The sequence below is a fragment of the Saccharibacillus sacchari genome (assembly GCF_037722395.1).
Lineage (GTDB): Bacteria > Bacillota > Bacilli > Paenibacillales > Paenibacillaceae > Saccharibacillus > Saccharibacillus sacchari_A.
In genome coordinates this window covers 65201-88445 of record NZ_JBBKAR010000004.1, presented here as the reverse complement: position 1 = coordinate 88445, position 23245 = coordinate 65201, and the positions used below count along the sequence as shown (strand labels likewise).

At 52.5% G+C, this 23245-nt stretch carries 26 protein-coding genes; 3 read left to right on the top strand and 23 right to left on the bottom strand.

All coding sequences use genetic code 11. From position 1 onward, the window contains the following. The 6 genes from WKI47_RS02590 to WKI47_RS02565 form a co-directional block, all read right to left on the bottom strand. Positions 1 to 396 (bottom strand): hypothetical protein (locus WKI47_RS02590; RefSeq protein WP_340225625.1); only part of this gene is annotated, 396 nt, incomplete at its 3' end. Between the two features lie 721 nt (positions 397 to 1117). After that, positions 1118 to 2263 carry a 5-methyltetrahydropteroyltriglutamate--homocysteine S-methyltransferase gene (locus WKI47_RS02585; RefSeq protein ID WP_340225624.1) on the bottom strand — a complete coding sequence of 382 codons (1146 nt, stop codon included), beginning with the start codon at positions 2261 to 2263 and terminating at the stop codon, positions 1118 to 1120. Positions 2264 to 2498: 235 nt separating this feature from the next. Then, on the bottom strand, positions 2499 to 3623 hold the full coding sequence (locus WKI47_RS02580) for a 5-methyltetrahydropteroyltriglutamate--homocysteine S-methyltransferase (RefSeq protein WP_340225623.1): 1125 nt from the start codon (positions 3621 to 3623) through the stop codon (positions 2499 to 2501). Positions 3624 to 3665: 42 nt separating this feature from the next. Further along, entirely contained in the window at positions 3666 to 4598 is a 933-nt protein-coding gene (locus tag WKI47_RS02575) for a LysR family transcriptional regulator (protein ID WP_340225622.1), read from the bottom strand. Between the two features lie 59 nt (positions 4599 to 4657). Then, positions 4658 to 5125 (bottom strand): DinB family protein, encoded by a 468-nt coding sequence (locus tag WKI47_RS02570; RefSeq protein ID WP_340225621.1) that lies wholly within the window; start codon positions 5123 to 5125, stop codon positions 4658 to 4660. 26 nt (positions 5126 to 5151) lie between these two features. Further along, complete coding sequence (locus tag WKI47_RS02565; protein WP_340225620.1) at positions 5152 to 5463, bottom strand: DUF3219 family protein; 312 nt, start codon at positions 5461 to 5463, stop codon at positions 5152 to 5154. A gap of 130 nt (positions 5464 to 5593) precedes the next feature. On the opposite strand from WKI47_RS02565, the gene WKI47_RS02560 reads away from it, so the two are divergent. After that, positions 5594 to 6187, top strand: a complete 594-nt coding sequence (locus WKI47_RS02560; RefSeq protein WP_340225619.1) for a GNAT family N-acetyltransferase — start codon at positions 5594 to 5596, stop codon at positions 6185 to 6187. On the opposite strand, the gene WKI47_RS02555 is transcribed toward WKI47_RS02560, so the two are convergent. Next, positions 6099 to 7016, bottom strand: a complete 918-nt coding sequence (locus WKI47_RS02555; protein WP_340225618.1) for a DMT family transporter — start codon at positions 7014 to 7016, stop codon at positions 6099 to 6101. The genes WKI47_RS02560 and WKI47_RS02555 overlap by 89 nt on opposite strands. Positions 7017 to 7221: 205 nt before the next feature. Between WKI47_RS02555 and WKI47_RS02550 the strand changes: the two genes are divergently transcribed. Further along, the gene (locus tag WKI47_RS02550; RefSeq protein ID WP_340225617.1) at positions 7222 to 7365 is read left to right on the top strand and encodes a hypothetical protein; all 144 of its coding nucleotides are present in this window, start codon (positions 7222 to 7224) and stop codon (positions 7363 to 7365) included. 76 nt (positions 7366 to 7441) lie between these two features. Here WKI47_RS02550 and WKI47_RS02545 read toward each other — a convergent pair whose 3' ends face one another. Further along, the gene (locus tag WKI47_RS02545; protein ID WP_340225616.1) at positions 7442 to 9034 is read right to left on the bottom strand and encodes an acyl-CoA synthetase; all 1593 of its coding nucleotides are present in this window, start codon (positions 9032 to 9034) and stop codon (positions 7442 to 7444) included. A 265-nt stretch (positions 9035 to 9299) separates the two neighbouring features. On the opposite strand from WKI47_RS02545, the gene WKI47_RS02540 reads away from it, so the two are divergent. Next, positions 9300 to 9584: a hypothetical protein gene (locus WKI47_RS02540; protein ID WP_340225615.1), complete on the top strand. Its 285-nt coding sequence runs from the start codon at positions 9300 to 9302 to the stop codon at positions 9582 to 9584. Between the two features lie 397 nt (positions 9585 to 9981). Here the strand turns inward: WKI47_RS02540 and WKI47_RS02535 are convergent, their stop codons facing one another. The 15 genes from WKI47_RS02535 to WKI47_RS02465 all read right to left on the bottom strand — a co-directional run bounded on the left by WKI47_RS02535 (position 9982) and on the right by WKI47_RS02465 (position 23200). After that, positions 9982 to 11349 carry an NAD(P)/FAD-dependent oxidoreductase gene (locus WKI47_RS02535; protein ID WP_340225614.1) on the bottom strand — a complete coding sequence of 456 codons (1368 nt, stop codon included), beginning with the start codon at positions 11347 to 11349 and terminating at the stop codon, positions 9982 to 9984. A 165-nt stretch (positions 11350 to 11514) separates the two neighbouring features. Continuing rightward, positions 11515 to 11736: an RNA chaperone Hfq gene (hfq, locus tag WKI47_RS02530; RefSeq protein WP_340225613.1), complete on the bottom strand. Its 222-nt coding sequence runs from the start codon at positions 11734 to 11736 to the stop codon at positions 11515 to 11517. 100 nt (positions 11737 to 11836) lie between these two features. Next, on the bottom strand, positions 11837 to 12823 hold the full coding sequence (locus WKI47_RS02525; RefSeq protein ID WP_340225612.1) for an aldo/keto reductase: 987 nt from the start codon (positions 12821 to 12823) through the stop codon (positions 11837 to 11839). A gap of 65 nt (positions 12824 to 12888) precedes the next feature. Beyond that, the gene (locus WKI47_RS02520; protein ID WP_340225611.1) at positions 12889 to 13149 is read right to left on the bottom strand and encodes a hypothetical protein; all 261 of its coding nucleotides are present in this window, start codon (positions 13147 to 13149) and stop codon (positions 12889 to 12891) included. 223 nt (positions 13150 to 13372) lie between these two features. Then, the gene (locus tag WKI47_RS02515; RefSeq protein WP_340225610.1) at positions 13373 to 13834 is read right to left on the bottom strand and encodes a DIP1984 family protein; all 462 of its coding nucleotides are present in this window, start codon (positions 13832 to 13834) and stop codon (positions 13373 to 13375) included. Between the two features lie 47 nt (positions 13835 to 13881). Further along, a complete protein-coding gene (locus tag WKI47_RS02510; protein ID WP_340225609.1) occupies positions 13882 to 15882 on the bottom strand; it encodes a heparinase II/III family protein in 2001 nt (666 codons plus the stop codon). Between the two features lie 237 nt (positions 15883 to 16119). Beyond that, entirely contained in the window at positions 16120 to 16326 is a 207-nt protein-coding gene (locus tag WKI47_RS02505) for a hypothetical protein (RefSeq protein ID WP_340225608.1), read from the bottom strand. A gap of 3 nt (positions 16327 to 16329) precedes the next feature. Next, on the bottom strand, positions 16330 to 17142 hold the full coding sequence (locus WKI47_RS02500; protein WP_340225607.1) for a class I SAM-dependent methyltransferase: 813 nt from the start codon (positions 17140 to 17142) through the stop codon (positions 16330 to 16332). 48 nt (positions 17143 to 17190) lie between these two features. After that, the gene (locus WKI47_RS02495; RefSeq protein WP_340225606.1) at positions 17191 to 17709 is read right to left on the bottom strand and encodes a hypothetical protein; all 519 of its coding nucleotides are present in this window, start codon (positions 17707 to 17709) and stop codon (positions 17191 to 17193) included. A gap of 41 nt (positions 17710 to 17750) precedes the next feature. Beyond that, entirely contained in the window at positions 17751 to 18200 is a 450-nt protein-coding gene (locus WKI47_RS02490; RefSeq protein ID WP_340225605.1) for a hypothetical protein, read from the bottom strand. A 140-nt stretch (positions 18201 to 18340) separates the two neighbouring features. Then, the gene (locus WKI47_RS02485) at positions 18341 to 19354 is read right to left on the bottom strand and encodes a bifunctional glycosyltransferase family 2/GtrA family protein (protein WP_340225604.1); all 1014 of its coding nucleotides are present in this window, start codon (positions 19352 to 19354) and stop codon (positions 18341 to 18343) included. A gap of 3 nt (positions 19355 to 19357) precedes the next feature. Continuing rightward, the gene (locus WKI47_RS02480; protein WP_340225603.1) at positions 19358 to 20347 is read right to left on the bottom strand and encodes a phosphodiester glycosidase family protein; all 990 of its coding nucleotides are present in this window, start codon (positions 20345 to 20347) and stop codon (positions 19358 to 19360) included. A 357-nt stretch (positions 20348 to 20704) separates the two neighbouring features. Then, positions 20705 to 21448 carry a hypothetical protein gene (locus WKI47_RS02475; protein WP_340225602.1) on the bottom strand — a complete coding sequence of 248 codons (744 nt, stop codon included), beginning with the start codon at positions 21446 to 21448 and terminating at the stop codon, positions 20705 to 20707. 175 nt (positions 21449 to 21623) lie between these two features. Continuing rightward, positions 21624 to 22919 carry an aminoglycoside phosphotransferase family protein gene (locus tag WKI47_RS02470; RefSeq protein ID WP_340225601.1) on the bottom strand — a complete coding sequence of 432 codons (1296 nt, stop codon included), beginning with the start codon at positions 22917 to 22919 and terminating at the stop codon, positions 21624 to 21626. After that, positions 22916 to 23200, bottom strand: coding sequence for a hypothetical protein (locus WKI47_RS02465; protein ID WP_340225600.1), 285 nt, complete (start codon positions 23198 to 23200; stop codon positions 22916 to 22918). The genes WKI47_RS02470 and WKI47_RS02465 overlap by 4 nt, the downstream gene beginning before the upstream one ends. Positions 23201 to 23245: the final 45 nt, after the last annotated feature.

Below are 23245 nucleotides of genomic sequence, written 5' to 3'. Positions count from 1 at the left end.
TTTAATTTGCTTATCATATTTGCTTAAGTTACCATCTAAAGCATAATAGAATACAAGTATGTTTCCCTTTTTATATTCATCGACTTTAGTTTGAGTGGCAACAGCAGTCTTTGCTTCTTTTAGACCTTCACTTGCTTCTTTGGCAGATTTGAAAACAAATATAAAAATACTATCCTCTGAGACTCCTTCTGCTGATATGAGATATTGATGAGCTACCTTTCCAGCTATATCAACAGCGTTCGTAGGAGGTTCTACTTTTTCAGCCTTTATTCCTTGTTCAACTAAAGAGGTTTCAACCTTTTTAAGAAAATCATCTTCTTGCATAACCGATTCTTTACCTCCACATCCTAATAAAAAAAATAAAAGAATTGCATTTACTATAACTAGAATTCTCATTTTTCCCCTCCTAATTATTTTCTATTATTTAGACGACTTAAAAATATAAAAGTTGCAATTTTCTATAAAATGTTTTTAATAGAATATTCAAATTTTTTCCCAATTTTTACTTTTTATGTACAAAGTTGGAGCGTCAGTTTTACAAAAAGGCGGTAGCTAAGCTGCTTTCTGGTTTGTCTTTCGAGAGACGAGACGGACGACTTTTGGCGGCGCAAGGGATCCTATTTATAACGTAAAGGTCGTTGATCTGGACAGCCGGCAAGATCCTAATCACGTGCGAAAAGCGCAAAAAACCGACATCCGCGAGCAACTCAAACGAAAGGCTAAGTACACCTAAGTTGTCGTTAGCAAAGCGGCGTCGGCTATGACCAAAGCGATTTCTTCCCGAAATAAAGGCGTAATGGCCGCCTCAGCCCTTACCGAATCAAATGGATTGGTAAAATGAATGAATATGAAGTCTATACTGAAAAGATAAGCTTACGACTATCGAAATATGACACATTTTTATTTTGAATTTCCTTTTTCCCTTTCCCTTTAAAAAAGCCCTGCTTATAACGGAAGCTTCAAGCGGAGGGAGAAATTCAGTGAAGGAGCGATAGCGCTCGCCTTTGTATTTGGGAAGCTTCCTTGATAAATTTAAATCCGGCTTCCCAAATACAACACGCGACCGGAACGAATTTCTCCCGCAGCGCCTCTCAAGCTTCTTTAACGAACAGAGGCTTTACGCGCCCCACACGGAGTCGGCGATTTCTTTTACGAAACGGAGCTTCGCCCATTGCTGTTCTTCCGTCAGGACGTTGCCTTCTTCCGTCGAAGCGAAGCCGCATTGCGGGCTGACGCACAGTTGGTTGATGTCCACGTATTGTGCGGCCTCCTCGATGCGTTTGAGGATTTGCTCTTTGTCTTCCAGCTCGCCGAATTTCGAGCTGAACAATCCCAATACGACTTGTTGGTCTTTCACGTATTTCAACGGCTCGAAGCCGCCTGCGCGCTCGCTGTCGTATTCCAGGTAGAAAGCCGATACGTTAGAGCCTGCGAATAGGATTTCCGCGATCGGATCGTAGCCGCCGCCTTCTCCGGCATAGGTCGATTTGTAGTTACCGCGGCATACATGCGTGGTTACGATCAGGTCGGCCGGCAGGTTCTCGATCGCCAGGTTGTTGACGTACAGGAAGCTTTTCGCCAACTCGTCGATGTCGACGCCCGCTTCTTCTTGCATCGCGCGGAATTGACGGTCGCTCAGCGCGCCCCAGGTGCAGTCGTCGAGTTGGATGTTGCGGCATCCGGCTTCGTAGAAGGCCAGGATCGCGTCGCGGTAAGCCGTTGCTACATCCGTGTACAGGTCTTGACGGTTCGGGTAAAACTCGTCGACCGTTTTGATATTGTCGCCGCGGAACAGTTCGAACAGCAGTTGCGCCGGAGCCGGAATGGTTTGGCGCGCCACGGCGTCGTCGCCGGCTACGCTTTTCAGGAACACGAAGTCTTCGACCATCGGGTGCTTCGCGCCTTCGCCGACTTTCCCGGTCAACAGAGCCGTTTCCGCACGGGATTCCACGCCATGGAACAGATAGCCGGTATCCGATGCTTTTTTGCTAACGCCGCCCAGTCCCCAGAAGAAGTCGAGATGCCACCACGAGCGACGGAACTCGCCGTCCGTTACGCCTTTGAGACCGACTTCTTTTTGCTTTTCAACCAGCTTGATGATCTCTTCGTCTTCGATCTTGCGAAGAGCGGCTGCGTCGATCTCCCCTGCGGCAAATTGGATACGCGCATCCTTGATCGCCTGCGGACGCAGGAAACTGCCTACGATGTCATGACGGAAAGGTACGGTGTCTCGTTGAACGGCTTGCTCGAAAATGGTACTCATGGATAAGTTCCTCCTTGGGAATATCGGATTATCGTTTCATGTTTAGGCAAGTGTATGGTTAAGCTAAAGCCAACTTTCGTTCTTGCTCGCTAACTTGTACCGCGATATTAAAACTTACTATATCATTTTCGAGAAAAGCCCGAGTAACGCCCAAAAGCTATACCCGGTTATCGTTAATTGTTATAACGGGGTATAGCAGTCGGATTTATATGCAGACGGTTGCGCACGCTCGGAGTTAAGCCGGCCACACTTCCGCAGCCGTCTCCGCGACGAGCCTGATTTTTTCCCATTGCTCGTCTTCCGTCAATAGATTGCCTTCTTCGGTCGAAGCGAAGCCGCACTGGGTGCTCAGACAGAGCTGATCGATCGACACGAACGAAGAGGCTTCCGCAATACGCGATTTCAGCACTTCTTTGCTTTCCAATCCGCCATGCTTGGTCGTGACCAAGCCCAGAACGACGTATTGATTCCGGATAAAGCGGAGCGGTTCGAAGCCTCCCGCGCGCTCGTTATCGTACTCCAGGAAAAAAGCATCGACCTTGCAGCCGCCGAACAACGCTTCCGCCACAGGCTCGTAGCCGCCCGAAGCGAACCAGGTCGAATGGAAATTTCCCCGACAGACGTGCAGCGCAATGACCATGTCGTCCGGACGCTCGGCGATCGACTCGTTGATCAGCCGCACGTAATCGGCCGCGAGCTGATCGGGGTCTGTGCCTTGACTGCGCAGCTGCGTGCGATGCAGCAGGCTGCACAGCGTCCCCCAGGAGGTATCGTCAAGCTGCAAGTACCGACATCCCGCATCGTAAAACGCCTGGATCGCATCCCGGTACACTTGCACGATATCCGCGAACAGCTCTTCGTCTCCCGCATAAGCATCGCCGCCGTTGTAACGTTGGACGAAATGGAACAACGCCGGCGAAGGAATGGTCATTTTCGGCATCATGCCGCTTCCCGCCGCAAGATCGCGCAACGATTCGAAATGCCGAAGCATCGGATGGTCGCCGAACGAAATTTTATTCGCAACGCGGAACGTTTCCGCCCGCTGCTTCGCATCCGTGCGCCCCGCGGCTGCATTCAGATCGATCTTCTGCGTGCCTTCCACCCCGAAAAAGAAATCGAGATGCCACCACGAGCGCCGGAACTCGCCGTCCGTAACGACGGCAAGCCCGGCTTCTTTTTGACGCTGTATCAGCTTGATGATCTCCGCCGTCTCAAGCTCCGTTAACCCCTCGTCCGTAAGCGCCCCTTCCCGATGCAGCTTCCGGGCTTCGATCAGCTCCGGCGGCCGCAGGAAGCTTCCGACGAGATCGCAGCGAAAAGGCGGGTTTGTTTGGGTTTTGCCAATCACTGGACTTTGCATACGTTCCTCCCGAATTCTTGAATAAAAATGTGCCTTCTCCGACTAAAATAAGAACTGGTTGGCTGCAAAATAACGCCGCGCCACCAGATCGTTGAGCAGTTCCACATAAGAAGCCGCCACCCGGCTCGGACGCCGGTCTTTGTGCGCGATCCAGCCGATAGTGAACAGCTCGCCCGTCTCGACAGGCACCGATTTCAACACCGAACCTTCAAGCTCCGCTGGCAAAATACCGCTTCCGACCGTATAGCTATGCGTGCTCGCAAGCAAGCTGGTCAACGTGGCGCGGTCGTTGATCTTGATACTGCGCGCCGCTTCCGGCAAATTCAGCATCTCTTCCGCAAAATGCAGCGAGCTGTTCTCCCCCTGATCGAACGTGACGTACGGATACGGCTGAAGATCTTCTACCGTAACCATCCCCCGGCGCGCAAGCGGATGCGAGGCGCCGACGAAAATATGCGGCTGCGTGTTGAATAAAGGCGTAAATTTAAGGCTTCCGTCGCTGAACATTTTGTTCATGACACGGGCATTGCGGTCGCACAGGTACAGAATACCGAGATCGCTCCGCAACGTCCGTACGTCTTCGATAATGTCCGAAGTCTGCGTTTCCCTGAGCGAGAACGCGTACTCTTCTTCGTCGCTGCCTTCCATCAATGCGGCGAATGCTTCGGATGCGAATGCGTAATGCTGCGTCGACACGGAAAAATGGACCGCCGTGCGGCGTTTGTTTTTGTAGCGTCCTTCCAGCAGTTCGGCCTGTTCGACGATCTGCCGGGCGTGCGCCATAAATTCGACGCCGTCCGCCGACAAGGTAATGCCCCGATTGGTCCGGTCAAAAATAGTAATGCCGAGTTCCTGCTCCAGATCTTTGATCGCATTGGACAGACTCGGCTGCGAGATGAACAGGCGTTTGGCCGCCTCGTTGATCGAGCCGCAGCCCGCCACCTCGATTGCATACCTGAGCTGCTGTAAAGTCAATTCCGTTCCCCCGCTTTCCGAGGCCCATGCTCCCGGTTATTCATGGCGTCCATGCCCATTTAGCTGACGCCGTATTTCTTGTCCCACGAGCCTTGCTGCTTGCGGATAAACACGATTTGCCCGATATGGTAAGCGTTATGAATCGTCAAATGCGTCAGATCGCCCGTCCATTTTTCCAAAACGCCGTCTTCCGCTTGTTCCACCGCGTCGATCCAGCTTTCCATCGTGGCATCGTAGGCTTTAAGCGCTTCGTCCCAGGTACCTTGCTCGCCGTCCAACGGTTCGAACGTGTCGTCGTTGTCGCCTTCGAAAGCCGGAACGTCCTGACCGAGAAACCGATTCAAGTAACGTTTGTTGTAAAAGTCCAAATGGCGCACGATCTCGTGCACGCTATTCATTTCCCCGTTGCTTTTCCAATCGGCCTGCTTTTGCGTCAATCCTTTGATCGCGGCGGCCATCGACGTGAACCATCCGTTTTTGCTGCGGCAAGCCTGAAGCTGTTCCAATAAAATCTCGCGTTCGCTCATGAATTTCCTCCTTTTTGATCGTTACGTTACAAGCTCTCGGCCAATTCCAGATGATAGTCGCCGACCGCGTCTTTTTCATACAGATTGTCCAACGACGTGGAGTAGTTATGAATATCCGTTACGCCGTCGTATCCAAACCGCGGAATCCGCAAGCGAAACGTTCCTTTGTACAACAGCGTCGCCACGTCATGGTACTGTTCGTGGGTGACTTTGAAATCGAAAGCGAATGTCCGCCGATCGCGGCCGTCCGTTCTTTCGACCACAAATTCCCGCAGTCCGGTTACGTCGAAACGCCGCTCGTCGATCCATATTTCCGTACTCGTTTTTTCGGTATTCATCGTATCGCCTCCTTCGTCGCCGGATGTTCCCGCAACAACCCTAAAGCATTTTTACTATAAAGGATTTGCGGCCGGGATTCCATAGCTTTACACTTGAAACGAACATCACAATTCAAAAAGGAGCCTCGATATGCGTTTACGAACCGAACCGATCACCCAACGTTCCTCCGTTCTCCCGCTGATCAAAACGTTGTACGAAGAAGCTTTTCCCGCAAACGAAAGAGCCCCCATGTCGATCCTTCTCAGGAAAGCACGGAAGCCTTTTGTCGACTTTGTCGGTTATTACGAAAAAGATACGCTGATCGGGTTCACCTACGCTTCGCTGTCCCGCGATCGGGATTTGGCGTTCGTCATGTATTTGGCGATTCAGCCGTCTTTGCGTTCCAAAGGCTACGGCAGCCGGATTTTGGAGCAGCTTCGCCAAACGTACGCGGGCAGCCGAATCGTGCTCAATATCGAAGCCGCGGAAAAAGACTCGCCAAACGCAGCCGAACGACTGCGCAGACGGGACTTTTATGTGCGTAACGGTTATGCCGGCTCCGGCTTTTTAATGAAAGAATTCGGGGTGTGGTACGAAGCGCTGGTCGCCGGAGGTCCGGTCGGACGCGAAGAGTACCTGCGGCTGTACAGCCGATTTATGGGTTTTCCGCTGTCGCTGTTGGCGCGTCCGAAGATCGTTCCAATGCCGGACGCGCCGCGCTCGCCTGACGGATCAGGAACATGAACATGCCTGCAAGCACCAGCACGCCGCCGATCAATTGAAGTCCGGTCATATGCTCGCCGAGCAGCCAGATCGCCAGCAGCGAAGCGCCCACCGGCTCACCCAACACGCTGATCGAGATCGTCGTGGCGTTCACGTAGTTCAGCAGCCAGTTGTTAATGACGTGCGCCAGTGTCGGAACGACCGCAAGCAGGCCGAATACGCCCCACTCTTTGGCCGGATACGCGAAAAACTCTTGCGTTGTTGCGATATTGAAAAGGGTGAGGAACACAGCCGCCGAGAAAAATACGCTGAAGCTGTAGATCCAATGCGATACCTTTTTGACCGCATTTTGTCCGATGCACAAGTAACCCACTACCGCGATAACGCATAAGAACGACAAAATATCGCCGCGAATCGCTTGGGCACTGAGTCCAATATCGCCCCAACCGATCAAGCCCACTCCAAACGTCGCGACGGCGAGTGCCGCGATCGAAGCTCTCGTCGTGCGTTCTTTGAACAAAAAGAATCCGACGACCAGCGATATAAGCGGTTGAAGCGCCAAAATAATCGTGGAGCTTGCAACGGTAGTCAGCTTCAACGATTCGAACCACAGTGCGAAGTGCATTGCCAGAAACAGTCCGGAGAAGATCAGCAGGAATGCTTCTTTGCGGCTTAATCTTTTGAATTCTGCGCGCTTGACCCAAACGATCGGCAGCATCAGAATGCAGGCGAACCACATCCGGTACATGCTCAATATCGAAGACGGCGCGTCTGACCACTTCACGAAAATTGCCGAAAACGAAATCGCGATAATCGAGATCGTCAGCGGTATAGCGATAGATTTTTTCATGCTTTTTCCAGTCTCCCACTCTATTGGCTTCTCTCTTTTTCGGCTTGCGCCGACAGAATATAATAATATCAGCGTTATGGATAAAAACGTACATGAATATCGTTTAAAAATATCGAAATATCTTCATCCTGCAATAATGTACTATAGCTTCAGGACGAATGGCTCTAGGCTTAGGTGTCAGCAGACATCGAAGGGAGCCTCTTGCATGAATACCGTTTCTTTTTTACTCTATTGCTTTATCGTTACTTTTACGCCGGGACCGACCAACATTATGATTCTGTCCACGCTTAAGCACTCCGGCACGCGGCAAGCGCTTCGCTACATTTACGGCGCGACGCTGGCTTATTGAAGTAAAGACTGATTTCAAAAAAAAGCGGCTACCGCGTCGGTTGACGTCGGAGCCGCTTTTGCAGTCGTTTTAACCTTTATTTCGAGACGTTCCGTTTCTCCTGCTCGCGCAGTTCGATCCGGCGGATCTTGCCCGAAGCGGTCTTCGGCAGATCAGTCACGAATTCGATTTTGCGCGGGTATTTGTACGGAGCGGTCCATTCTTTGACATGGGTTTGCAGTTCTTTGACCAGCTCCGGCGTGCCTTCCGTTTCTTCGCGCAACACGACGAACGCTTTGACGATGCTGCCGCGAATCTCGTCGGGGCTCGCGACCGCCGCGCATTCTTTGACCGCCGGATGCTTCATCAGCGCTTCTTCGACTTCGAACGGTCCGATCGTGTAGCCGGAACTGATGATGATATCGTCGCCGCGGCCTTCGAACCAGAAGTACCCTTCTTCGTCGAGACTCGCACGGTCGCCCGTGATGAAGTACTCGCCACGCATCGATTGATTTTTGCGGTCCGGGTCTTTGAAGTATTCGCGGAACAGTGCCGGAAGCTCGCTGTGTACCGCGATATTGCCGACTTCGCCCGGAGCTACAGGCACGCCTTCGTCATCGACGACCAGCGCCAGGCCTTCGGCCATCGATTTGCCCATCGCGCCGAGACGAATCTCGGAACCGACCAGATTGCCGATCAGCAGCGTGCTTTCCGTTTGACCGTAGCCGTCGCGAATCGTCAGATTGTGATGCTCGCGGAACACGTTGATGACTTCCTGGTTGAGCGGTTCGCCTGCCGATACGGCGCTGCGTAGATTCGTCAGGTCGTATTCGTTCAGGCCGTGCGACTTCGCCATCAGGCGGTATTCGGTCGGGGTGCAGCAGAGCACGCCGACTTTGTAATCCTGAAGCAGATGCAGATAACGCTTCGGTTCGAACGAACCGCTGTAGAAGAATCCGGTCGCTCCGCTGCCCAGCACCGACAGGAACGGGCTCCAGATCCATTTTTGCCAGCCTGGAGCTGCCGTTGCCCAGACCGTGTCGCTTTCGCGGATATCGAGCCATGAAGCCGTAATACGCAAATGCGCGAAGCCCCATCCATGCGTATGCACAACCGCTTTCGGATTGCCGGTAGTGCCCGATGTATACGCGAGAATCGCCATATCGTCACGCGAAGTGTCGACCGACCCGAACGTATCCGATTGGCCTTCCATCAGGGCGTTGAGATTCAGCCAGCCCTCTTGCGTCGACAGGTCCCCGGCTTCCGTAGCCAGGATGCGATATTTCAATTCAGGCAGCTCTTCTTCGATCCGGTCTACTTCGCCCGTTACGGAAGGCCAGGAGATGACCGCGCGCGCTTCCGAGTGGCGCAGGCGGTACGAGAGGTCTTTGGCACGCAGCATTTCCGAAGACGGTATGATGACCAGACCCAGCTTCAGGCAAGCAAGGTACGTGACGTAAGCGATAATGCGGCGCGGCACCGTAACCAGCACTTTGTCGTCTTTTTGCAGTCCTTGCTTCGCAAGTCCGCCCGCCAGGCGGTTCGCCTGCTTCAGCAGCTCGCCGTAGGTGATCTCCGCGCTCTCTTCTCCTTCTCCGAGCCATTTGAGCGCAATCTTGTCCGGTGCGTGGCGCTCCATTTCTTCCGTCATGTTATAACGTTCAGGGGCTACCCATTCGTTGTATTTCATCCGATCCTTCTCCTTTGTGAAAAACGTAGTCGTGAAACCAACACTGATAAGCGGCTGTCCGCTCTTAGGAGTGAATGGGTTTTATTATAGCATGTATTAGGACCAGGTGTTAAGTGACAGGTGTCATCTTCGAAGATAGAGAACGATTACATTTTTAACTAAAACGTTTGCAATTTTTACTATAGTTTGTGATATGGTTCACAACATAAAATCTCAAATCTGCTTTAATAGATTTGTAACCTATTTTAATTGGAGGCGAATAATCATGAGTTTTGACGGCGCGGTTATGGAACGGCAAGGCGGGAAGTTTGCGGTAGTTGCGGTGAAGCTGCATGTGCTCGGATTTTCCGGCACTTGCGAGGAAGCAGCGGCGAAGTACGAGCCTTATTTTCCGGACATGCCGATCGTTCTGATGTCGCAGGATGCCTACGGCGTTCCGAAATATTGCGGCGACTCCGAGTATGTAGCCTATCTTGACCAGCTCGGCGCAGCATCGATCCCTTGGCAGACTTACACGTCCGTTCCTGAAGAGGAACTTGCACTCCGGTGATTACCGGAGTGCTTTTTTGTTCCGCCTGCTCGAACCTTATGCAAACAACCTCGCGCGCTGACGATTTCAGAGATTGAAACAAGTGCTCGAATACACTTATTTCGTTCGATCTTCTCCCGAATTTTAAAATAGATGCGAATCTACACCTATTTCAAGAAAAAAAGCTTAAATAAGCTTAAAATCGAGAAATTAAGTGTATATCCGCATCTATTTTTCCAAAATAGCAAAATTCGAACCAATTAAGTGTATATACGAACTTATTTGAACGATTCGGACCGAAATGTATCGTTTTGGACGCTTGTCGGATTATACTTTCTCCGAATAGCCGGATGGCCTCATGTCCTGTACATTGCATGTTCCTATCCGTGAAATGTTCTTACTCTCCCTTTTCGTTTTTTCACAACTCCAACAAATACTGCACATCGCTTCCGTCCGTCGGATAAGCAAACAACGTATCGCCAAGCTGCTCCGCCGTCAAACCATGCCGCATGGCGATCGTGAAGTAGTTGATCAGATGCTCGGCGTTGCTGTTCAGCACATGCGCGCCCAAAATCGTTCCGTCGTTTTTATCCAAGATGACTTTGGCCATGCTCGGCGACTCGCCCATGCGCTTGTACGTGTACCAGTCCGACATATCGAGGATATTGACTTTGATGTCTTTACCGCTGTCTTTGGCTTCCGCTTCGGTCATGCCGACGGCGGCCAGCATCGGGTAGGTGAAGACGACGGACGGCGTGGCGGTGTAATTCGGCGTTTTGTTGCCTTCGTCCAACAGATTCGCGGTCACGGCGCGTGCTTCCAGTCCGGCGATCGGCGTCAACGGAAGTCCCGGCGATCCGGACACGTCGCCTGCGGCATACACGTCGGGATTGCTTACGCTGCGCATATGGTCGTTCACCGTCACGCCTTTTTTATCCGCTTCGACGTTGCCTTTGTCCAGATCCAGCTCCTCGATATTCGGCACGCGTCCTGCTCCGTGAATCACGGCTCCGACTTCCAGCGTCAGCGCCTTGCCTTCTTCTTTCGCTTCCACGATATAATGTTCGCCCGAGCGCGAGATTTTTTCCGTTTTCGTATTCAAATGGAACCGGATGCCGACTTTTTTCAAACTCTCGACCAAAGCTTCCACCAGATCGGGATCGAAGTTTTTGAGCGGCTTGTCGTTGTTGTGGATCAAATGGACTTCCGCTCCCGCTTCGGCCGCGATATGCGCGAATTCGAACGAGATATAACCGCCGCCGATAAACGCGATCTTTTCCGGCAGCTTTTCCAAGTCGAGAAACCCTTCGCTGTTCATCAACAGCTCTTCGCCTTCGATATCCAGCGTGGCCGGTTTCGCGCCTGTCGCGATCAGAATTTTGCCGCCGGTCAATTCATGCTCGCCGACGCGGATAGTGTTCGTGTCCGTAAAAGAAGCGGTCCCGTGAAAATAAGCAATGCCCGCTTTTTCGAATTTTTCTTCGGTCGATTCCGGGATGCCTTCGACGAACGTTTCTTTGAAAGCCATCAGGTCCGACCAGAAGATAGCGTTCTCGCCGGCGATCCCTTTGCCTTTGAGATTCCGGCTGCGCGCGATCAGTTCGGCCGCTCCGGCCAGCACGCGTTTCGGATCGCAGCCGCGCTGCGAGCAGGTGCCGCCGAACGGACGCGGATCAATGATCGCCACACTCCAGTCTTTTTCCCGACATGAGGTTGCGACATTCTGTCCTGCGCTGCCGGTTCCGAGTACGATTAGATCGAAGTTGGTTTGGGATGATTGTGTCATCGGAAAGTTCCCCGCTCTCTGTGTGCGATTGGTATTGCTCTCTCTTCTGCTACTCATTACCCGAATCTCCGGTCGTCGATCATACGGACCTTATGGGATGCACGTAAAAGACCCGAGAAACGGAGTCTACGCTCCGCTTCATCGGGCCTTTTTTGCGATCACTGGTTATTTACCCATGCCTTCGACAATCGTCGAAACGGCGTGCTTGTAAATCAGGCTCTGCTTGCTGGCTGGCGTACGAACGACAATAACGAAACGGTCAAACGCTTCGATCTTGCCTTGAATGCGTGCTCCGTTTACGGTGATGACGGTACAATCGATGCCATTCTCGCTCAGCTGCTGAAGCCGATCGTCTTGTTGAAAACCTGCTGTTGTTCCGTTAGCCATTGTGATCCCTCTCTCTAATGTATTGGGATGAGTTTCTCCGTGCTTGTTCGGATCGGCTCCCAGCCATTATACCATTTAAAGCCCCTCGTTCTCAAAAATCCTATAATGAAATTTTTGTTAGCGTGAAGCTTCCGTCTTGGGAGTGATCCCGATACGGACTCGGCACAATCCCGTCAACGGCTTGCAGTTCTTCGTCCGTCAGTTTCACATGCAGGGCCTTCAAGTTATCTTCCAATTGCTGCTCGTTACGGATGCCGACAATCGGGATAACGTCGCTTCGGCGCATTAGCCAAGCGAGCGCAAATTGATTCAAGCTCACGCCTTTGGCTTCCGCCAGACGCGCCAGCTTTTCCACGACGTTCAGCCGATCCCGGTTTGCGGTCTTGCTCAGATCCAGCGCTTCGCCCCTCGAATTTGGCGGCAACGGCTGACCTTCGCGATATTTGCCGGACAACCAGCCTCCCGCCAGCGGCGAATAGGCCAGTGTAGCGATTCCGTATCTCTCGGCGGCGGGAATGATTTCTTGCTCGCTGTAGCGTTCAAGCAAACTATAGTTAAGCTGATTGGTCACGAAACGTTCCAGATTCATTTTTTCGCTAGTCCATAACGATTCGATCATACGCCAAGCCTCGAAGTTCGAGCAGCCGATATACCGGACTTTGCCCTGCCGGACCAGGTCGTCGAGCGCCCGAAGCGTCTCATCGATCGGGGTGTTCGGATCAGGACGATGAATCTGGTACAAGTCGATATAATCCGTACCAAGTCGCTTAAGACTGGCTTCGACCTGACGCATAATCCGATGCCGGCTTGCTCCTTCGCCATTGGATCCCTCTGCCGTACGGACTTTGAATTTGGTCGCCAAAATCACATCGTCCCGGCGCCCCTTGACCGCTTTGCCGATAATCTCTTCGCTCGTCCCTTTTCCGTATGTATCCGCCGTATCGAGGAAAGTGATTCCCGCATCCAAAATACGCGCCAACAATTTCAACGAGCTGCGTTCATCCATATCCCAATCGCCGTACGTCATCGTACCCAGACATAAACGCGACACTTCAAGCCCGCTTCTGCCGAGATAGACATGTTCCATGTTCGTTTCCTCCTGTTAGCTTGCCTTGATTAAAATGGATCTATAAAAAAAGAACGCTGTCGGAATCAGTTCATGGCGATCTGCTCCCGCGCGCGTTCCCATTCTTTCCGGCCTTCGATAACCGTCTCCGTTCCGTCGCGATGAATCCATACGACGCCCATCGGATTCAACTTCAGGCTGGTACCGCTGATCCGCAACTGTTCACCGCCGCCGATCTCGTAGATTCGAATATATAATCCCGAACCGATATCCTCGTACGGATATTCGTCGAAGGTAGACCAGCTTAATCCGCTATCCGATCCCTCCACGTCCAACCTTTCGCGCAAATCCCCTGACCCGCCCTCATCCGTTCATCGACCAGCATACGGTAGTGACAATAAGAAGTTCCCGATACATCCGTGCATGCACTTTTGTTACGGTATTGGGCTAAAAGGTTAGTTATTCGGGCTTGGCCCAGCACCCGATCCAGTTTTCAACATGCCCGTTGAGGGGTTATGCTCGCTTCGATGATGCGGATTACCTGCTTGCGCGATAGATGGTCGAATGAAGTCAGCTTTCGATCAGATCAATCGTCCAATTCTTCTCTTGGATTTTAAAATCCAGTTCACGGTACGATTTGGACAGCTCATCGACTTTCTTTTGAAGCTCGGATACTTCGATCGTACGGTAAAAACGGACTTCGGAGCGGCTGAACACATCCTGTCTCACCGAAGCGGCTTCCAAAATCTCGTTCAATGCGCTGCGCTCCTGCATAATGCGATCCCGCTCGGCCAAGACATCCGCCAACGTTTTTCCTTCACTGAACACGGTAAAAGAATTGGTTTTGTTGATCTTTTTCACCAATTCGCTTAGGCTGCCGATTGTCTCATGCAGCTCGTTAAGCAGCACATGCGGATCTTCTGACGGAACATCGCCCTCTTGTACTTTGACGACACGTTCGAGCCGCTGCTTCAATTGGGCGATTTTTCGCTGCTGATCGGCACGCTGTACCAGCGCTTCCGCTAGTCTCATCGGACCGCCTCCTTGTTTACTTATTGATCGTTTTATTATACCTAATATTAGATCGAAGATGCCACTTTACCCTCGGGATGATGCTTCTCTTGCTTGGCCGAACAGCGTAAGGTCCATTCGGCAACGAATCTGCGTTTCAATGAAGTCGCGATGAGCGCCGTACGATAAACCCGCTGTTTTTCGCCCAAGTGCATATGCGTATCCAGTTCTTCCACGACGACTTCAAAACATGCCGGATTGTATTGCAGCTCAGCCCGACCTTGCTTCCCTTGCCAGACGATCGTGCCCAGCTCCGTTTCCGGACGGTGAAGGCTGATAAAATGTTCGGTTACCCGGTGTCCGGAGCCTTCTTCCGCCAAAGGAGCCGATTCGTCTTCGATGAGCGGGTTGCCGTCTTCTTCCAAACGGGCTTCATCGGCGGCGGCCAAGCGAACCTCGGCCAAGCGGGATTCCGGGTCTGCTTTTTCCACGACGAACTCGAACACATCCCGAACCTCCAATACCGCAGACGGTACGCCTCCCTGGCAGGTCCAAGTGAAATGGCGAATATAGGAAGACAGACCGGCTGTTTTTCCATACGCTTGCGTCAGATCCAGGTCAAAATGCAGACGATCCCCATTGCTTACGCTGCGGATAATCTCGGCCCGATGCTTTTTCCCGCTTTCTTGTACGCAACCGTTCACGACCGGAACCGAATGTCCCAAAGAGGACGTGTGCAAATGATTGTATCTTGCCGGACTGAAATACTCTTGCGTGTACATGCCCGGTCCCAGATCCGTGAGCAACGTCTCGCCCGCCGCGTGTACGATAAAATGTCCCAGATCATTGTGGTTATGCGGTTCGTCGTTGGTTCCGCTTTTGGCCGAAAACGCGAATAAGCCCGCCGACGTCTGCCGTTTATCGATCACCCAACCCGCATCCGGGAAACGGATCGTGCCGGACGGCGGTCCTTCTTCGACCAACTGCTTTTCCGACCAAAGCAGATTGCGCACCTGATGCGGCCAGCGGTAACAATGGTCGTCATGGAAAGAAGGCGGCTTGACTACGATTGGCGCGCTGATTCCGATACGGCTTTGCAAACGGCTCATCAATCCGGGATGCAGCCGAATCTCCGGCGAGCAATCCGAGTAATTGACACAAGCCGGCAAAGTCAGCGCGACACTGCCTGCGTATTCGGCGATTCGGCGTACTTTCCCGCTTTGCAACATATCCAATTCGCCGCCCGTGTAGGCATACAGCATTTCCGCCCAATAGACGTAGTAGCCGAAGCCATATGTCCAATAGCCCGCGCCTTCCATACAGCAGCCATCGTCCCCATAACCGGATAGAAAACTGTCCATCGCATCGGCGATTTTGGCTTGAGCCCAGGCTAACCGCTCCCGATCGTCGATCAACAGCATCGCCGCCATTCCGACCGCTCCCGCACACACGGCTGACCAGTTATGATCGGCCGAGAACCAGAAGAACGGCCGATCATTGCGGAAACAAGGCTCGAATACCCGGCGCTCGATCTCGCTGCTTACCCGCTGCACGATCCACGGATGCAGACGATCGCCGACCAGCGTCAACATTTCCGCCAAAGCATTCGCGGTCTCGGCGGCGAACAGATCCACAACGTGATCAGGCGGTAAACGTTCTTCTCCCGCTTGATCCGTACCATAGGGTAAATGCGCAGAGATTGCCCAGCTATATTCCCCGCAAATCTCCCAGACCGTGCGTTGTAAGGCTGTTCGGTACTCGTCTTCTCCGTCAATCAGCAAAGCAAGTGAAAGAGATAACAAGCGTGCGCGTCGGCGGAAATACGGTTGTTCGTATTCCAGACGCGTGCCTTGTTCATGGAAGGTTTTGAACACATCGAAATCCAGGGACGGCAACGGCTCTGTTACGCCGAGTGTAGCTTCCGCTCTGATCTCGTCCAACAGTTCCCGAAGATGTTCCGAAGAACGCAGTTGCTCCAGCTTCTCCGACGTAATCGCGGCTCCTGCCAGATCATTCGGCCGACGTTCTACCCGCAGTATAGCTTCTCTCAAACGATGGTAGGCAATCATGATGATCCTCCTTGATCGTTATTTGGTAGCGTTATCATGAGTATGTAGTTCTCGTTTTGTAGCGGGAATCCTGCATGAATCGGACGAAATTCAGCATAAAGCCCCGGAAATATTCTCCGGGGCTAGAATGTCTAGAAAGTGACGTAGAGGAGGGCGAAAAGGCAGCTCAAGATGCACGTCGCCTGAGTTTGCGTACACGCCCTAAATCAGCACATTGTCTTTTTCTTTGTTCCACTATTACGTATACCAGGCTTGAATCTCGGGTCCGTCGCCGCGTTCGGATTCTTTTGCTGCTTCGGCTGAGGCTAATTCGGCTGTAAACTTGCTGCCTCCGATGATCGGACGGGTGAACATGTCGTCGATCGCGGTCGTTACGTTGGTCATTTTGACTTGCAAGTCTTTGGGTCGTTGCGGCATATGTTCGGAGTGTTCGCTATCGGTCAACCGTTATTTTCGCTTTCCGATATACAGCACATGCGGCGACATGCCCAGAATATGCGGGTCGTCCGATACGTCAATCAGATGCCGGATGACCCGGTCAAATTCTTGTTCGCCCCGCTCCCGCCAGTACGTCCACTGCTCCGGCGTCATCGCGCCCGCGATGCTGCTGGATGCGACGGTTTTGACGTTTTCGAACCCGTACGCGTCCATAAAAGGATCGATCTCGTCAATATCGAAATAATACGCGCCTGTGAATCGCCCTTCGTCTGCATGGTCGAAACGACCCGAAGACATCAGGCGATCCAAACCGTCGGCGGTATGATTCGGTTTCCAGGCTTCCGGTTGAGCAAGCGATTTGCGCAAAAAGGCTGTTCGGGGCATAAACGCCACGAAGACGGTCGCGCCCGGCTTTGTCACGCGATGCAGTTCTTGCACGGCGCGGATACGGTCGGCCTCTTCCTGCAAATGATACATCGGGCCGAGCATCAGCGCCGCGTCGAACCGGTCGTCCGGAATTCCTTGCAAATCACGGGCATCGCGGGTATGAAACCCGTCAAAGTTGTCGCTCAAGCCCATTTCGTTTGCTTTGGCTCCCGCGATCTCGACCAGTCTCGGCGTCAGGTCGGTGAGCGTCATACGGTAGCCTTTTTCGGCCAAAGCCATCGCGTATTGACCCGGTCCCGCTCCGTTATCAAGCACGCGGCCCGCGCTTGGCAGGTGCGCAAAGATGTGGTGAAGATTGACGGTGAATTCGAGCGGTTCGCGTTCGAGCCTGCCCCATTCGTCAAAAGCGCTATAATAGGTGATTAAGTCGGTCATTGTGATCCTCTCCGATCTGTGCTTGTGATACCGACGCTACGTTCAGTCTCAGTCTATCGAAACGATTCGCCATTCCCCTGCTTGATCCTGCTCGAAATAAAACGTGCACGTATACGGCTTCGGCGCTTCGCCCGGCAATTCCAATACGCTATCCACCTGGACCAGAACCTTTCCGTATTCTTCATGGATCGAACTTACTTGTTGAAAATCGTATTCGTTTTCCAGCATATAGTCGAAAACGCCCTGTGCATCGGGACCCAAGCCGCTATTGAACGCTTCCGCGTCTTTATCGACGGTCGCTTGCAAAACGACTTCGAGCTGTTCCCGCATCTCCTCGTTCCAAAGCGGGCTGTCTATACGGTCCCTATCGACATTCACGCCGGAAGTCATCTCGGGCGCGTCGTTATTTTCTGTCGGCGCTTCGTTGGACGGCGTATCCGCGCTTTCCGTTTTTGCAGTCGTTGAAGAGGCCGTCGCGGGTTGTGTTTGTGTTGAACGGTCGGTGCAGGCACTCACGATCATAACGGCGCAGGCCGCGACCAGGATGGTCTGAAATCTTTTTCGCATAATGCCTCCCGTTAGCGTACCTTCTTTTAAAAAGGGTTTGCCTATTCGATTTGCGTTTTCTTTTTGATTTTTCCCCATACGAACCCGATCGCGAAAACGACGACCATCACGATATAAGCCAAAGTCATGATCGGCGTGGCATCAATGCTATCCGTCTCGGATAAACGGTAGATCCATACGCCCGACGTCAAAAAAGACAACATATAATTTTGGCTGACCGCGGCGATTGCCATGTTGCGATTAGCGTCGTCCGTCAAAATGAATTGCCAAAGGAAAAGCAGAAACGAGATCAACCACAAACTATTCCCCCATGCGAAATTTTTCAACGAATTGCCGCTTAACAGCGCGAATCGCATACCGACCCAAAGCCAGAAAGCCCCGAACACGATCTGCGCCGCCACCGGATAAATGATCATCGGCACGAAGGACACCAAAGCCCCATACAAAAACGGAATCAGTAACCATATCCATATTTTTCTTTTTTCGCTCATTGATATCTCCCTTCTACTTGCTCGCTATACCACTTTCTTTCATTATAAACGCAGTGAGCGACCCAATTGTTCGTTAACTCGACCCCATGACGCAAAAAAACTTCTCCGGCGCAAAACCGAAGAAGTTTTTTCTTTTAAAATCAATACACAAACCGCCGCTGCGCCCAGAAGCTGAACACGAAGATCGACGCTTCCGTCAAAATCTTGGCTACCACCAACGGGAGAATCAACTGCTCGTTATAGAAGTACAACAACCCGTAATTCAACAGCAGCACCAGCACGACGAGCGAAAAATATTTCGGCATTGACTTGCGCACTTTGGCCGCGTTTTTGCCGCCGAACACGTATTTGCGGTTCATTGAGTAATTGAAGATCGAACTGCAAAGCCTTGCCGCCACGACGGAGAAAAACAGATTATGCGTCATGTATTGGAAAAGGAACAGCAGCGTGAAATCGATGATCGCCGAAGCGGCGGACGATGCGCTGAACGCCAGAATCGGCAGGTAAATTCGCATCGAGTCGACCAGCGGGCGGAAATGCGACGATTTGTTTTCTTCCAGATATACCGTCTCGATAAACACTTCTCGGATCGCATAGCCTTCGCGCCGCGCCGCCAGCAGCATATTCATCTCGTACTCGAACCGGTCGCCGGGAATCTCGCACAGCCAGTCCAGCATATGGTGCGGGAAGCCGCGCAGTCCGGTCTGGGTATCGTACACTTTGCTGCCGGTCGCGACCGCGAACACTCCGCGGGTCACGCTGTTGCCGAAACGGCTGCGCAGCGGCACTTGACCCGTGAACTTGCGGCTGCCGAGCACCATGCCCGCCGACGGATGCAACTGGATCGCGTCGACGACGCGCTTGATATCGTACGGCAGATGCTGCCCGTCGCTGTCGGCGCAGATCACGGCTTCTTGCAGGTCCCATTCGCGGATATGGCGGAAACCGGTTTTGAGCGCGCAGCCTTTGCCCAGATTGTGCGTATGGGTCAGCACGGTGCAGCCGTAAGCTTTTGCCGTATCGAAAAGGCCCTGGTAATCCGGTCCGCTGCCGTCGTCGACGATCACGATAGGGCCGAGTCCGTATTCTTGCAATTTGACGATCAAGTTGAGCAACCGCACGTCAGGTTCGTAAGCAGGAATCAAAATGGTCATGGCTTATTCCCCCTCGCTGACGTACAGGATGTCGCTGACGCCGCGTTCTTTGTTTTCGCCTTGCGGATTGTTGACGACCCGGCCCATGAAGTACATCGTCGAGGAGCCGCCGCCGTCCAGGTTGTACGCTTCGGTCGCGCCGAGCCCTTGCATCACGCTCGCCAGCTCGTCCAGCGTCATGCCGCGGCTGTCGCTCGAACGTCCGTCGACGACGACGAACACGTAATGGTTGGCGGAGATCATGCCGATCGCGGTACGCGGGTTGGCGTCCTGGATCGAGCGGTTGCCGAAGTTTTTGTCGATGCTGACGCTGCTGAAGTCTCCGGCGATCTCGCCGTCCTGAACAAGGATCGGACCGAACGACAGCGTATTGAGCGCGCCTTCCGCGAGCAGTTCCGAAGAAGAAGTCGTCGTCTCGTCGTACGTTTGCATCGTGCCGTCGTCCATCAAAGCCATGCCGTCGCGGGTTGGCACGTCGCGGTACAGCGTGCCGTTGCGGATAATGACGCCGTCTTCGCGGAACCCGTAGTAGTCGCCGTTGATCGCCAGGATCGCGCCCGCGCCGGAAGCGATATTCGACGTGGTATCGGTGATATTGGTGCCGAAACTGTTGCCCGCGAGCGCCGATTTGAGATCGGTCGCGTCTTGCAGCACCACGTCGGCGACGTAATACGTGATCTGGTCGTCGCCCGTGCCGGTGACGACTTTATCGATATTGATATCGACGTCGTCGCTGCTGTAGCTCCAATCGTCGGACGTGGCGTTGGCTTCGGCGGCGGCCGTGACGACGTCCGTCGTGCCCGAACTTCCGCTGTCGCCGCTGCTTGTAGTCAAAGAACTGTCTACGACCGCCACTTCGACGTGCGGGATCAAATAACGGTTGGCTAGGCTGTATAGGACGGTTCCGAGCACAAGCACGATCACCAGTACAATGACCGGCCACTTGCGCTTCTTTTTAGGTGGATGTGGAATGGTTTCGTCTGCTCTCATCATGGGAAGCTCACCTCGTTGTTTTCTGTAATAAGCTTATGATAAAAGAGGTGGCTTAAATGAATCTGAAATGGGGAAAAGAGCAAAGATTAGGGGTGGGGGTGCCGGTAAGATGAATAATCCGCGGATGCGAATGGGAGGTAAGGGGGAACCGATGCACTATTGTTGACTTTTTGCACACATTTTTCTTCAAAACCGTCGAGTCTTTTTAAAATGCTGACGCTGCGTCAACAAATTTACTATGGTCTGCTCAAAATCGGCATATTATTCAAAATTTGTTGACTAAACGTCAGCATTTATTAAATCAAGCTTTAAAATGGCTCAATTTGTTGATATTTTGTACATATTTTAAAAATTTCTCTAAAACAACCATTCAGGAAACTCGCCGACTGTCTCATACTTGCACACATACGAATTTCCGGTGATCGCACGCAGCAGTCGTTTTTCGACCAGACTTTGTAGCAAGCCACTGCATTTGCGATGACTGAAACCATATTGATCTTTGACATCTTTCGGACGAATGCACCTTCCCAAGCGCCAAGCGGTTCGCAATACTTCTTTTTGTTCAGGAGAAAGCACGGACCGACCTTTGCCTTTTGCAGTATCCAGAATTATCGGGCTTAAGCTCAATTGAAGCAGCATTCTGCATACCTCGGGGCGCTTTTGAATATCGTCAAAAGAAAAGTGTAGCATTTTCCAACCCATTCCGGTCAGAAAAGAATCTCGATTAAGCGCATAACTGAATTTTTCGCGATCCATGTCTTTGATGTGGCTTTGAAAGCCGTCGCATTCGATACCGATCCGTCCCCCGTTTTCGGGCAGGAAAGCGAAATCCAAAAATTGTGAGCGGCGGTTCCAATCGTGAATCTCGTACTCCGGGTGCAGATGATCGAAGTTTCCTACCAACGGCCACCAAACGTTTTGCAGAAAAAGTTTCTCGGCGTATTGATGGCCCCGTTCCAAACGTCCTCGGCGTTCGCCGGAACGAGCTTGGACATGACGTTGTACGTATAAGGAGTGCGCGGTTTCGAATTCGGTCGGCGGCAGCTTAAGGGATTCGGCATGTTTGGAATCGGCCGACGAAAAAAGAGTTTTGCCTGGCATAAATAGTCCTCCTTCAAATTAAACGCAAAAACGCCCTCCCGGCAGGCAGCCGCGGAGGACGTTCTTCGTCGCTCAATAGATATGATGACTTGAATTATAGCATAAATTGGATTTTATCGCATCATGCTATTTGAAGCACAATCGATCTACTCTTTGCTTGTTTTCTACTTCCCCTTCACCCCAACCACTTCCCCATATACATAAGCAATCTCGCCTCCGCATCCTCGTCCCCATTTTCCCGGCAATAATCCAAAAACGAACCCACGAACAAACACGAATACACATCCACGATCCGCCGCTGCCGCTCATCCAAACCCATAATCCTACACAGCTCTTCCGCGTAAAAAAGTCTCTTTTCACCCAGATCGCACAAGATCGCGGTCTGCGTCAATGCGATAAAATACAGCGGATCGCCGTAGCAAACGACGTCGAAGTCGACTACGCCGCGAAAATCGCCTTTTTCCACAATCACGTTTTTAATCGTCAAGTCATCAAGAAAACAGACAGGCTCCACTTCCGCAAAATAAGGATGCAGCAGCTCCAATCTCCGATCCAGCGCATCCATCAACCCGCTCCCGACGATCTCGCCGCTCGACCGAAAGTTGTTCGCACGTTCGTCCGCGATCAGTTCCTGCCAGGAGTCGAAAGGCCCTTTTTCTCCGATCGGCACCCAACCGTAACCTTCGCCGTGCGGAATCCGCCGGGTCATACGCTGAAACGAAACGATCTTTTCCGCGACCGCCGTCATCTGCGTTTCCGTCATGTCAGGCAACTCGTAACGCAAATCCCGACCCGGAAACTCCTCCAAAATCATATAGGCAAACGGATAATCCGCCCCTTCGATATCATAGGCACGGATACGCGGAACCGGAATGCCCAACTCGCGCAAATCCGTCATATTGTCCGCCGTGCGCCGCATGACCGAGCGATCGCCATTGGTTCTGACGATAATCGGTTGACCCTCGACTTCCGCCCGGTAAACGATATTCCGATGCCCGAAAGCCATACGTTCCAACGTTTCCGCTTCGCTGCCAAACGTCTCGGCAATCAACTTCTCTACGCTCGCCCGACGTCTGCTCAACTCCAAGTGCTCCGTTCTCAACATGTCCGCTTCCCACCCCAATTCTTCTAATACGCCGATACCGTCGTCGAATGTTCGGTGATGTTCCCCGCTCCAACCTTGCTCCAAAGCATAGGAGAGCAGCAGCCTCACTCGCTTCGGATCATGCAGATTCCAACGTTCGCTCCCGGCACTCCCCTTAGGTTTCAGATCGATACCGACCATCAGCGGACTGCCTGCGATGACGTCATCCCAGGTTTGAAAATGAAAGCGACACTCTCCGTTTCTCCGTTCCGCCGCGAAGAAGTTCAACGCCACCATGCTTTTCCCCGTTGCCGGATCGAATCGCTCCCGCAGCGTGTACACAAACTCCCGGTTCTCCAACGTCATTTTCCGCTTTTCTGAACTCATGGCTGTTCCTCCCCGTGGATCACCAAGTCGTTGACCGCAGCGTCGAAAAAATTCGTTTTCCAATGCTCTTCCCCGATCTCGTGCGCCAGATGTCCGATATCCGTCAATGCCTGCTCCAACCGACGCTGCGATTCATTGAGGTCATATCGGTTCGGATGGATCGCGGCAGACGTTGTTCGGCGGCAGCGGTACGCGATATCCCAACGTGTGGCGGGTAAACGTTGTCCCAACTGCCAGTGTGCGGACCAATGCTCACCGAACCCGTCGAACCGCGCAACCAATATCCATCTTCGGCCTCCGCCGGCGAATCCGCTATTTTCCCGTTC